Genomic DNA, 12,210 nt, shown 5'->3' on the forward strand with positions numbered 1-12,210 from the left:
CGCTCCGGCCTTGCGCAACGGCGGGATTCCACGCCATTGCACGGGGCGGCCTCTTCCGCTAAGAGACCCCCGCGACATCTTCCCCGCGCGGGCTTGCGCGCATTTCTGGACTATCGGTACACACCATGGCACGCATCGTGATGAAATTCGGCGGAACCTCCGTCGCCGACCTCGACCGTATCCACAATGTGGCCCGCCATGTGAAACGGGAGGTCGATGCCGGCCACGAGGTCGCCGTCGTCGTCTCCGCCATGTCCGGCAAGACCAACGAACTGGTGGGTTGGGTGCAGAACATGCCGAAGGTGACGGGCGCAAGCTCCCCCTTCTATGACGCGCGCGAATACGACACCATCGTCGCCTCCGGCGAGCAGGTGACGTCGGGGCTGCTCGCCATCGCGCTGCAGTCGATGGGCGTCAACGCCCGCTCCTGGCAGGGCTGGCAGATCCCGATCAAGACCGACAACGCGCACGGTGCGGCCCGCATCCTCGAGATACCCGGCGACGACATCGTCCGCCGCATGGGCGAGGGCCAGGTCGCCGTCGTCGCCGGCTTCCAGGGCATCGGCCCGGACAATCGCGTCTCGACGCTCGGGCGCGGCGGTTCCGACACCTCGGCCGTGGCGATCGCCGCCGCCGTCAAGGCCGACCGCTGCGACATCTATACCGACGTCGACGGCGTCTACACGACCGACCCGCGCGTCGAGCCGAAGGCCCGCCGCCTCAAGAAGATCGCCTTCGAGGAAATGCTGGAGCTTGCGTCCCTCGGTGCCAAGGTGCTGCAGGTGCGCTCCGTCGAGCTCGCCATGGTGCACAAGGTGCGCACCTTCGTGCGATCGTCTTTCGAGGACCCCGATGCGCCGGGCATGGGCGACCTTCTGAACCCGCCCGGCACGCTGATTTGTGATGAGGATGAGATCGTGGAACAGGAAGTCGTAACCGGCATCGCCTATGCCAAGGATGAAGCGCAGATCTCGCTCCGCCGCGTCGCCGACCGGCCGGGCGTCTCGGCCGCGATCTTCGGCCCGCTCGCCGAGGCCCACATCAACGTCGACATGATCGTCCAGAACATCTCCGAGGACGGCTCCAAGACCGACATGACCTTCACCGTGCCGTCGGGCGACGTGGAGAAGGCGCTCAAGGTGCTGGACGGCGCCAAGGAGGAGGTCGGCTTCGACGTCATCCAGCACGAGACGGGCCTGGTGAAGGTCTCGGTCATCGGCATCGGCATGCGCAGCCACGCCGGCGTCGCGGCCTCCGCCTTCCGGGCGCTTGCCGAGAAGGGCATCAACATCAAGGCAATCACGACCTCCGAGATCAAGATTTCCATCCTGATCGACGGCGCCTATGCCGAACTCGCCGTGCGGACTTTGCATTCCGTCTACGGTCTCGATAAGAAATAAGGAATCGGCGGCCGGATGGCGGCCCTCCGATCACCGGCGCGCCTCGGCGCCGGTGCCGAAACGTCCTATTCAGGAGACGCCACGCGATGAGAGACCTCTCCGCGGGACCGCGCGTTCTTCTCAAGCGGCTGCGCGAGCTGATGGCGGAGCCGCTCGAGCCGCAGGAGCGCCTTGACCAGATCGTGCGCCAGATCGCGCAGAACATGGTCGCGGAAGTATGCTCGGTCTATGTGCTGCGCTCCGACGGCATCCTCGAACTCTACGCCACCGAGGGTCTCAACCCCGGCGCCGTCCACCTCGCCCAGCTCAAGATGGGCCAGGGCCTCGTCGGCACGATCGCCGCCTCCGCCCGGCCGCTCAACCTCTCCGACGCGCAGTCGCACCCCGCCTTCACCTACCTGCCGGAGACGGGGGAGGAGATCTACCATTCCTTCCTCGGCGTGCCGATCCTGCGCACCGGACGCGCGCTCGGCGTCCTCGTCGTGCAGAACAAGGCGAGCCGCACCTATCGCGAGGACGAGGTCGAGGCGCTGGAAACCACGGCGATGGTCATCGCCGAGATGGTGGCGACGGGCGAGTTGAAGAAGCTCACCAAGCCGGGCCTGGAACTCGATCTCTCCCGCCCCGTCAGCATCGACGGCGCGAGCTTCGGCGAGGGTATCGGGCTCGGCTATGTCGTGCTGCACGAGCCGCGCATCGTCGTCACCAATCTCCTGAACGAGGATTCCGAGCACGAGCTCGGCCGGCTGGCCGAGGCGCTCGGCTCGCTTCGCATCTCCATCGACGACATGCTGTCGCGCCGCGACGTGTCGATGGAGGGCGAGCACCGCGAGGTGCTGGAGACCTACCGCATGTTCGCGCACGACCGCGGCTGGGTGCGCAAGCTGGAGGAGGCGATCCGCAACGGCTTGACGGCGGAAGCGGCGGTCGAGCGGGTGCAGAGCGAGACCAAGGCGCGCATGATCCGCATGACGGACCCCTATCTGCGCGAGCGCATGCACGATCTCGACGACCTCGCCAACCGGCTGCTCAGGCAGCTCACCGGCTACGGCGCGAAGATGTCGGCGAGTAGCTTCCCGAACGACGCGATCATCGTCGCGCGCGCCATGGGGGCGGCGGAGCTCCTCGACTATCCGCGCGAGCGGGTGCGCGGCCTCGTGCTCGAGGAGGGCGCGGTGACGAGCCATGTGGTGATCGTCGCCCGTGCCATGGGCATTCCGGTGGTCGGCCAGGCGGCGGGCGCCGTGGCGCTGGCGGAGAACGGCGATCCGGTGATCATCGACGGCGATGCCGCGCGCGTGCATCTGCGCCCGGTGCAGGACCTGCAGCGCTCCTACGAGGAGAAGGTGCGCTTCCGCGCCCGCCGGCAGGCGCAGTACCGGGCGCTGCGCGCCGTCGAGCCGGTGACGAAGGACGGCAAGACGATCAACCTGCAGATGAACGCCGGGCTTCTCGTCGACCTGCCGCATCTCAACGAATCGGGTGCCTCGGGCATCGGCCTCTTCCGCACCGAGCTGCAGTTCATGATCGCCTCGACCATGCCGAAGGCGGAGGAGCAGGAGGCGTTCTACCGCAACGTGCTGAAGCAGGCGGGCGGGCGGCCCGTGACCTTCCGCACGCTCGACATCGGCGGCGACAAGGTCGTGCCCTATTTCCGCGCGGCGGAGGAGGAGAACCCGGCGCTCGGCTGGCGGGCGATCCGGCTCTCGCTCGACCGGCCGGGCCTGTTGCGCACCCAGCTTCGCGCGCTTCTTCGCGCGACGGCGAGCGCGGACCTGCGCCTGATGCTGCCGATGGTGACCGAGGTGGCGGAGCTGCGCGCCGTGCGCGAGCTCCTGCAGAAGGAGATCCAGCGCCAGTCCAAGCTCGGCGAGCAGCTTCCGAAGAAGCTGCAGTTCGGCGCGATGCTGGAGGTGCCGGCGCTGATGTGGCAGCTCGACGAGCTGATGGCGGAGGTCGATTTCGTCTCCGTCGGCTCGAACGACCTGTTCCAGTTCTCGATGGCGGTCGACCGCGGCAATGCCCGCGTCTCCGACCGTTTCGACACGCTCGGCCGGCCCTTCCTGCGCATCCTGCGCGACATCGTCCGCGCCGGCGAGCGCAACGACACGCCGGTGACGCTGTGCGGCGAGATGGCGAGCAAGCCGGTCACCGCCATGGCGCTTCTCGGCATCGGCTTCCGCTCCGTCTCCATGTCGCCGACGGCGATCGGCCCGGTGAAGTCCATGCTGCTCGCCCTCGACGTGGCGGCGCTGGAGGCGGCGCTGATCCCCGCGCTCGACGATACCAGGCCCACCGTCTCGATCCGCCAGATCCTCACGGATTTCGCGACCGAGCACGGCATCCCGCTTTGACTTTCCGACTGGAGCTTGACGGTGGCGAAACTTCCCGTTGAAAAGATGCGCGAGCTCGAACGCCGTTTCGGCGAGATCGAGGCGCGCATGTCGGCGGGTCCGGATTCGGAGACCTATGTGCGGCTCGCCTCGGAATATTCCGAGCTGCAGCCGGTCGTGGCGAAGATCCGCGACTACCAGAAGGTGACCGGCGAGATCGCCGACCTGGAGGCGCTGCTTTCCGACAAGGCGACCGACCGGGAGATGCGCGATCTCGCCGAGATGGAGCTGCCGGAGCTCTCCGAGCGGCTCGAAGCGCTGGAGAAGGACATGCAGATCCTGCTCCTGCCGAAGGACGCGGCCGACGAGAAGAGCGCGATCCTCGAGATCCGCGCCGGCACGGGCGGCTCCGAGGCCGCGCTTTTCGCCGGCGACCTCTTCCGCATGTACGAGCGCTATGCGGCGGCGAACGGCTGGAAGGTCGAGGTGCTGTCGGCGAGCGAGGGCGAGGCCGGCGGCTACAAGGAGATCATCGCGACGATCTCCGGGCGCGGCGTCTTCGCGCGGCTGAAGTTCGAATCGGGCGTCCACCGCGTCCAGCGCGTGCCGGAGACCGAGGCGAGCGGGCGCATCCATACCTCGGCGGCGACCGTCGCCGTGCTGCCGGAAGCCGAAGAGATCGACATCGAGATCCGCGCCGAGGACATCCGCGTCGACACGATGCGCTCGTCGGGTGCGGGCGGCCAGCACGTCAACACCACCGACTCGGCCGTGCGCATCACCCATATCCCGACCGGCATCGTCGTCACCTCGTCGGAGAAGTCCCAGCACCAGAACCGGGCGAAGGCCATGCAGGTGCTGCGCTCGCGACTCTACGACATGGAACGCCAGCGCGCCGAGAGCGAGCGCTCCGCCGACCGCAGGAGCCAGGTCGGCTCCGGCGACCGCTCCGAGCGCATCCGCACCTACAATTTCCCGCAGGGGCGCGTGACCGACCACCGCATCAACCTGACGCTCTACAAGCTCGACCGGATGATGGAGGGCGAGATCGGCGAGGTGGTCGACGCGCTCGTCGCCGACCATCAGGCGAGCCTGCTCGCCCAGCTCGGCGAACAGGGCAGGGCATGAGCGGCGCCACGCTCGGCGACGTGCTCGCCGACGTACGGCGGCGCTTTACGACGGCGGGGATCGCCGATCCGGGCGGCGATGCGCGGGTGCTCGTCGCGGGTCTTCTCGGCCTGACGCAGGCGGCGCTGATCGGCGAGAGCGTGCGCCCGCTCGCCGCGGACGAGACGGAGCGCGTCGAGGCGGCCGTGCGGCGGCGCCTCGCGCGCGAGCCGGTGCACCGCATCCTCGGCCACCGCGCCTTCATGCATCTCGATCTTGCGCTCTCGCCGGAAACGCTGGAGCCGCGGCCCGATACGGAAATCCTCGTCGAGGCGCTGGTTCCCCACGCGAGGCGGATCGTCGCCGCGAAGGGCGCATGCCGCATCCTCGACCTCGGCACGGGGACGGGGGCGATTTGCCTGGCACTCCTCGACCTCGTGCCGGGGACGACCGGCGTCGGCGCGGATCTTTCGCCGGATGCCCTTGAAACGGCGCGGCGGAATGCCGATATGAACGGCGTGGCAGATCGCTTCGAGACCGTGGAAAGCGACTGGTTTTCCGCGATAAGCGGCTCCTTCGACATCATTGTGTCAAATCCGCCCTATATCGTGCGATCCGTGATGGAGACGCTGGACGACGACGTCCGGCTTCACGATCCGGTGCTCGCGCTTGACGGCGGAGAAGACGGGCTCGATGCCTACAGAACCATTGCCGCCGGTGCGCGGCCCCGTCTCGCAGAAGGCGGGCTGGTGGCCTTCGAGATCGGTTACGACCAGAGGAAAACCGTGACGGCGATCATGCGGACGCAAGGTTTCGTCCGCCTCGAGGCCGTGCGCGACCTCGGCGGCAACGACCGCGTCCTCGTCTTCACCGTGGAGCAGGGTGCATGACGTGCTGCACCCGCACAGCAATTTCCGCTCCTGCAAAGAAAAGGCTTGGAATTGTCGGTGAAGCGGGATAGGTTGCGGCCACGCACTGGGCAAGTGGTCATGTCACAGAGATTCGTTCCTGCATGACCCGATCGCGAGGGTATCTCTGCGAGGAGTTGCTGGGGTTGAAGACTGCCCTGTGCGGGTACCTGTTAATTTGACGTCTTACGGCGACAGGACCACCGACCGGCGTGGTTTGCCCGCGGGTAAGGTTGCTTGATCGGGTTCGTCCCGGTCAGGCGTGCAGACACATGATTCATCATAGTCGATACGTTAGGTGAGTGACATATGAGGCCAGGACAGCAAAACAAGCGCGGCCGCGGGCGTAACAACCAGAACAACAACCAGAGCAACAGCAGTCATCGCAAGGGCGGCAATCCTCTGACGCGGACCTACGACAGCTCGGGTCCGGACGTGAAGATCAGGGGCACGGCCCAGCACATCGCCGAGAAATACGCAGCTCTCGCCCGCGACGCCCAGAGCGCCGGTGACCGGGTCATGGCGGAGAACTATCTCCAGCACGCAGAGCACTACAACCGCATCATCGCCGCCGCACAGGCCCAGATGCAGGACCGCTTCCCGCGTGACGAGCGCGCCGACGCGGCGGACCGCGGCGACTTCTCCGACCGCGACGCCTACGATCGTGATTCGGACGAGATCGATTCGACGCCGGTCGCCGACCAGCAGCCGGCGCCCGCGCCGATTCCGGCACCCGCCGCCGCGGCGGAGCCCGCGCCTGCGATCGACGGTTCCGGCCCGCAGCCGATCATCGAGGGTACGCCCGCGGAAGTCGCCATCGAGGAAGAGGCGGCTGCCTCGGCCCGTGGCCAGAGTCCCCGCCGCCGCAACGCGGCGCGGCCGCGCCGCACCCGGCGTGGCGAGGCCCAGGCCGCCGGCGAAGGGGCGCCCGCCCTCGAAACCGCGGCGTCCGAATAAGCGCCCCACGATCCCTGTCGGAAGCCCGGCCCCGCGCCGGGTTTCCGCGTTTACGGCGATGCGCAAAAATCTCCTCCGGGGCCGCCGGACCTCTCTTTAATTCCGGAAAACCCTCCACCATATTCGCTTCAGGCGGTTGATCGCGCGCAAGGCCGGTCCATCGCACACATGAAAGGCTTGCCTGTCCGGGAGCCTTATCCTGAATCGTCGACCGGTGCCTCGGAAGGGCCGGCCGAGTTATGGAGGCGTGAGAATGAACATCGAGAAATATTCCGAACGCGTCCGCGGATTCCTGCAATCCGCGCAGACGAAGGCACTGGCCGAGGGCCATCCGCAATTCACCCCCGAACATGTCCTGAAGGTCCTGCTCGACGACGAGCAGGGCATGGCGGCATCGCTCATCGAGCGGGCGGGCGGCAATGCGCGCGAGGCGCGGATCGCCAACGACGCGGCGCTTGCCAAGCTGCCGAAGGTCTCCGGCGGCAACGGGCAGGTCTATCTGTCGCAGCCGCTCGCCAAGGTCTTCAACACCGCCGAGGAGGCGGCGAAGAAGGCCGGCGACAGCTTCGTCACCGTGGAGCGCCTGCTGCTGGCGCTGGCGATCGAGAAATCCGCCGCGACCGCAGATATCCTGGCGAAGGCCGGCGTGACGGCGACGAAGCTCAACCAGGTCATCAACGATATCCGCAAGGGCCGCACCGCCGATACGGCGAGCGCCGAGCAGGGCTTCGATTCCTTGAAGAAATTCGCCCGGGACCTCACCGCCGACGCGCGCGAGGGCCGGCTCGACCCGGTGATCGGCCGCGACGACGAGATCCGCCGCACGATCCAGGTGCTGTCGCGCCGCACGAAGAACAACCCGGTGCTGATCGGCGAGCCCGGCGTCGGCAAGACGGCGATCGCCGAGGGCCTGGCGCTGCGCATCGTCAACGGCGACGTGCCGGAAAGCCTCAAGGACAAGAAGCTGATGGCGCTCGACATGGGTGCGCTGATCGCCGGTGCGAAATACCGCGGCGAGTTCGAGGAGCGGCTGAAGGCGGTCCTTGCCGAGGTGCAGGCCGAAGACGGCGAGATCATCCTGTTCATCGATGAGATGCACACGCTGGTCGGCGCCGGCAAGGCGGACGGGGCCATGGACGCCTCCAACCTCCTGAAGCCAGCGCTTGCCCGCGGCGAGCTGCACTGTGTCGGCGCGACCACGCTCGATGAATACCGCAAGCATGTCGAGAAGGATGCGGCGCTCGCCCGCCGGTTCCAGCCCGTCATGGTGGAGGAGCCGACCGTCGAGGACACGATCTCGATCCTGCGCGGGCTCAAGGAGAAGTACGAGCAGCACCACAAGGTCCGGATCTCCGACTCGGCCCTGGTCGCCGCCGCGACGCTCTCCAACCGCTACATCACCGACCGCTTCCTGCCGGACAAGGCCATCGACCTGATGGACGAGGCCGCCTCGCGGCTGCGCATGCAGGTCGATTCCAAGCCGGAGGAGCTCGACGAGCTCGACCGCCGCATCATCCAGCTGAAGATCGAGCGCGAGGCCCTCAAGAAGGAGACCGACCGCTCGTCGCGGGACCGGCTCGAAAAGCTCGAGGTGGATCTCGCCGCGCTGGAGGAGGAAGCCTCCGCGCTCACCGCGCGCTGGCAGGCGGAGAAGTCGAAGCTCGGCCGCGCCGCCGACCTCAAGCGCCAGCTCGACGAGTTGCGCAACGAACTGGCGATCGCCCAGCGCAAGGGCGAGTTCCAGCGCGCCGGCGAGCTCGCCTACGGCATCATCCCGAAGCTCGAAAAGGAGCTGGAGGAGGCCGAGGCCGGCGATTCGGGCGACATCGACCCGATGGTGCAGGAGGTCGTGACCCCCGACAACGTCGCCCACGTGGTCTCCCGCTGGACGGGCATTCCGGTGGACAAGATGCTGGAAGGCGAACGCGACAAGCTGCTGCGCATGGAAGACGAGCTCGCCAGGTGGGTCGTCGGCCAGGGCGACGCCGTGCAGGCGGTCTCCCGCGCCGTCCGCCGCGCCCGCGCCGGTCTGCAGGACCCGAACCGGCCGATCGGCTCGTTCATCTTCCTCGGGCCCACCGGCGTCGGCAAGACGGAGCTCACCAAGGCGCTCGCCCGCTTCCTCTTCGACGACGAGACGGCGATCCAGCGCATGGACATGTCGGAATACATGGAGAAGCACTCCGTGGCCCGGCTGATCGGCGCGCCTCCCGGCTATGTCGGCTACGAGGAAGGCGGTGCGCTCACCGAATCCGTCCGCCGCCGGCCCTACCAGGTCGTGCTGTTCGACGAGATCGAGAAGGCGCATCCGGATGTCTTCAACGTGCTCCTGCAGGTTCTCGACGACGGCCGCCTGACCGACGGCCAGGGCCGCACCGTCGACTTCCGCAACACGATGATCATCATGACCTCCAACCTCGGTGCCGAATACCTGACGGCGCTCGCCGAGGGAGAGGACAGCGATACGGTTCGCGATCAGGTGATGGACGTGGTGAAGGCCTCGTTCCGGCCGGAATTCCTGAACCGGATCGACGAGATCATCCTGTTCCATCGCCTGCGGCGCTCGGAGATGGGCGCGATCGTCGACATCCAGCTCGCGCGCCTGCGCAAGTTGCTGGAGGATCGCAAGATCGTCCTCGACCTCGACGAGGAGGCCGTGCACTGGCTCGCCGAGAAAGGCTACGACCCGGTCTACGGCGCGCGGCCGCTCAAGCGGGCGATCCAGAAGCACCTGCAGGACCCGCTGGCGGAGAAGATCCTCGCCGGCGAGATCCCGGACGGCTCGATCGTCAAGGTGACGGCCGGTTCGGACAGGCTGCTGTTCTCGCCGCGCGCGGCTGCCGTCAGCAAGGCCGCCTGAGACGGGATCGGATGAAGGAAACGGCGCGCGGGTTTCGGCCCGCGCGTTCGGCCGTCCGATGCGCCCCTCATCCCGCTGCCGCGACCTTCTCCCCGCTTGCGGGGAGAAGGGACATGCCGCCCGACTTTCCGGATATCAGGAAACCGGATCCACCTCCCCTTCTCCCCCCTTGCGGGGTGCCGGTAGGCGGATGAGGGGCCTCTGCCCCGCTCCCGTTCAATGCGTCTCGGCCACTTCCGTCGCGGCGTCGCCGCGGCCGAGCAGGTCGTCGATGCGCTTGCGCTCGACCTCGAACTGGGCGAGCGCCTTGCCTTCCAGCGACTTGCCGCCGGGCAGGCGGATCTTCAGCGGGTCGACCCGGTTGCCGTTGACGATCAGCTCGTAGTGGAGGTGCGGCCCGGTGGACAGGCCCGTGGTGCCGACGAAACCGATGACCTGGCCCTGCCGGACCTTCGCGCCGGGCTTGACGCCCTTGGCGATGGCGCTCTGGTGGTTGTAGGACGAGACGTAGCCGTTGGCATGGCGGATCAGCGTCTGGTTGCCGTAGCCGCCGGAATCCCAGCCGGCCTTCTCCACCGTGCCGTTGCCGGCGGCGATGATCGGCGTGCCGCGCGGGGCCGACCAGTCGACGCCGGTGTGCATGCGCGAGAAGCCGAGGATCGGGTGGCGCCGCATGCCGAAGCCGGAGCGGAAGGTGCCGTTCGGGATCGGGTTGCGCAGCAGGAACTGGCGGATGCTCTTGCCGTTCTCGTCGTAATAGTCGATCGAATTGTCTTCCGGGTTCTGGAAGCGGTAGACCCGGGTCTCGGTGTCGCCGAACCGGGCGTTGAGGAAAAGCAGCTCCGAATCCTCGGTGGCAAGCCCGCTCTCGTCCGCCACGGAGAAGAAGGCCTCGAGCGTATCGGCGGAGCGGAGCTGCGCCTGGAAATCGACGTTGCTCGCCAGGATGCGGATGATCTCCGCCGTCATGTCCTTGCCCATGCCGTAGGAGAGGGCCGCGCGGTAGATGCCGTCATAGACGCGCGGCAGGTCGCGGCCGGAGATGATCGACGGCCGCCCGTCGTCGTCGAAGGCGGTCGCGACCGCGTCGAGATAGGGCGGCTCGGCGCCGCTGACGAAGCGCCCCTTGTCGTCGAGCGCGGCGGTGACGACGTGGCGGCCGCGCGAATAGACGCTGGCGCGCACGATGCTCGCCTCCTTGCTCTTCTGCGCGATGCAGATGCGCAGCACGTCGCCCTCGGCGAGCTCCCGCTTGCCGAGCTCGCCTTCGAGATAGGCGGCGAGGTCCTCGGCCTGCGCCTTCGTGTAGCCGGAGGCGGTCATGAGCTGGTCGATGTCGGCGGCGCGGCGCACGGGGATCACGTCGTCGGCATATTCGGTGTCGTCGGGCGTCAGCGTGTCGTAGGTCGACACGCTCATGTTCTCCTCGACGATGCGGGCCGTGAGCCCCTGGAACAGGTCGAGGTCCGAACCGTCGGAGGCGAAGCGGCGCGGGTCGACATAGTAGAGCGAGGCGACCTGCGTCGAACCGTCGGTCAGCACCGAGCCGTTGGTGCGCACGTTCTCCTCGACCTCCTCGATCGACATCTGGTCGCCGTAGTCGAGCGCCGAGCCGCCGGTCGGGAAGTCCGCGGTCTGGAGCGCCACCTCCGATTCGACGTCGGAACCGTAGATCGTCCCCATGCGCGAGACGGGGGCGGCGTCCTTGCCGTTGGTCGAGAAGATCGCCAGCGGATCGAAGCGCGGATAGTCCTCGGTGGTGGCGTGGTTCGCGGCGAGCGCCATCTTCACGTGGGCGAAGGGCTGGCGGCGGACCACCTCCTTCTCGCCGTCGTGGATCATGGTGGAGATCTCCATGATCTTCTTGTCGGAGGGCTTGGCGACGATGGCCGGCTCGACGATGCGCTCGCCGCGCTTCGCCGCCACGCCGGAGCGGACCGCCTGGCTCGCCGCGTCGAGGGCGGCGAAGGCCTCCGCCGGGATCGCCAGCTGCTGGCGCCCGTCGAGGGCGGCGAAGAGCGCGACGCCCATCAGGATCGAGGAGGTGATGCCGGTGAGGAACGTGCCCGAAAGCCAGCGGAGCGAGATCTCCCGGCGGTCGGGCGCCCGTCGCCCGTCGGCGAGGATCGGCGGCTCGTTGCCGAGGGATCGGATCATGTTCCGGTCGGTCGTCATGCCGATGTCTGCTCGCTCGTTGCCAGGTCCTGCGTCTCGACGCGGGACCATGCACGCTCGGGGGCGTGCGAGTCAAATCGCGCGACGCATCGTCGTCCGTCTAGACGCGGGGAATGTGAAATTCTGAGGGCACCGCCCGCTGCTTTCCACGCGAAAATGCAAAACAGCTGGATTTTCGGGCTTTTCGGAGTAAGATCGTCGCCGTCGGGAAGGGATGCGGCAAAAAATTCAAAAAAATGTCATATCCCCTGTTGACTGTTCTTCATTCCGCATCCTATAAGGCGGCCATCGAGAGGGCGGCGTCGCTTCTGGCGGTTGATCAGCTCGCTCATGGGTTTCCTGGAAGGGATGGCGATCGGGTACCGGGCTTCGGCCTGGTTGACTGGCGCTGTTCGGCTCGGAAGCTTTGAACGACGATTTGGTGTCGTTAGTTATTTGACAATTGAAGATTGAGAAGAAAGAGAAACGTG

At 67.3% G+C, this 12,210-nt stretch carries 8 protein-coding genes; 6 read left to right on the forward strand and 2 right to left on the reverse strand.

Annotation, left to right across the window (positions count from 1 at the left end):
• The first annotated feature begins 125 nt into the window (after positions 1-125).
• The 6 genes from NNZ72_RS12560 (at position 126) to clpB (ending at position 9,565) form a co-directional block, all read left to right on the forward strand.
• A complete protein-coding gene (locus NNZ72_RS12560) occupies positions 126-1,400 on the forward strand; it encodes an aspartate kinase (RefSeq protein ID WP_257315663.1) in 1,275 nt (424 codons plus the stop codon).
• 86 nt (positions 1,401-1,486) lie between these two features.
• On the forward strand, positions 1,487-3,754 hold the full coding sequence (ptsP, locus tag NNZ72_RS12565; RefSeq protein WP_257315664.1) for a phosphoenolpyruvate--protein phosphotransferase: 2,268 nt from the start codon (positions 1,487-1,489) through the stop codon (positions 3,752-3,754).
• 21 nt (positions 3,755-3,775) lie between these two features.
• Positions 3,776-4,861, forward strand: coding sequence for a peptide chain release factor 1 (gene prfA, locus NNZ72_RS12570; RefSeq protein ID WP_257315665.1), 1,086 nt, complete (start codon positions 3,776-3,778; stop codon positions 4,859-4,861).
• Positions 4,858-5,730: a peptide chain release factor N(5)-glutamine methyltransferase gene (prmC, locus tag NNZ72_RS12575; RefSeq protein WP_257315666.1), complete on the forward strand. Its 873-nt coding sequence runs from the start codon at positions 4,858-4,860 to the stop codon at positions 5,728-5,730. The genes prfA and prmC overlap by 4 nt, the downstream gene beginning before the upstream one ends.
• 327 nt (positions 5,731-6,057) lie before the next feature.
• Entirely contained in the window at positions 6,058-6,705 is a 648-nt protein-coding gene (locus NNZ72_RS12580; protein ID WP_257315667.1) for a DUF4167 domain-containing protein, read from the forward strand.
• 253 nt (positions 6,706-6,958) lie between these two features.
• The gene (clpB, locus tag NNZ72_RS12585) at positions 6,959-9,565 is read left to right on the forward strand and encodes an ATP-dependent chaperone ClpB (RefSeq protein ID WP_257315668.1); all 2,607 of its coding nucleotides are present in this window, start codon (positions 6,959-6,961) and stop codon (positions 9,563-9,565) included.
• 216 nt (positions 9,566-9,781) lie between these two features.
• Here clpB and NNZ72_RS12590 read toward each other — a convergent pair whose 3' ends face one another.
• Positions 9,782-11,740: a M23 family metallopeptidase gene (locus NNZ72_RS12590; protein WP_257315669.1), complete on the reverse strand. Its 1,959-nt coding sequence runs from the start codon at positions 11,738-11,740 to the stop codon at positions 9,782-9,784.
• Positions 11,741-11,968: 228 nt separating this feature from the next.
• Positions 11,969-12,210, reverse strand: a 242-nt coding sequence (locus tag NNZ72_RS12595; RefSeq protein ID WP_257315670.1) for a hypothetical protein, incomplete at its 5' end; no start/stop codon positions are given.

Source organism: Shinella pollutisoli (assembly GCF_024609765.1).
Lineage (GTDB): Bacteria > Pseudomonadota > Alphaproteobacteria > Rhizobiales > Rhizobiaceae > Shinella > Shinella pollutisoli.